This is a genomic window from Xenorhabdus entomophaga (genome assembly GCF_037996725.1).
GTDB lineage: Bacteria > Pseudomonadota > Gammaproteobacteria > Enterobacterales > Enterobacteriaceae > Xenorhabdus > Xenorhabdus khoisanae.
Genome location: NZ_JBBMXH010000501.1, coordinates 1 through 223, shown reverse-complemented (window position 1 = coordinate 223; position 223 = coordinate 1). Strand labels below are relative to the sequence as shown.

1 protein-coding gene is annotated in these 223 nt (G+C 61.0%); it reads left to right on the top strand.

Annotation, left to right across the window (positions count from 1 at the left end; all coding sequences use genetic code 11):
* A partial coding sequence (locus tag AAC854_RS23820) for an IS66 family transposase (protein WP_340619206.1) occupies positions 1–223 on the top strand: 223 nt, incomplete at both ends.

Here is a 223-nt window from a genome sequence, read left to right as displayed (position 1 = left end):
TTGACGAAACGCCCCATCAACGCAACGGAGAAGCGGCCACCCGCTGGGTCTGGCTGCTCAGCGGCAGCAAGGCGGTTTACCAGAAAATCCGCGCTTACCGTAATGCGGAAACGGCCAAATCGCTGCTGGGCGAGACAACCCCATCGGTTATCGTGACTGACCAGTGCGCCAGCTATCACTGGCTGGCCCCCTCCCGACATCAGTTCTGCTGGGCGCACATCAC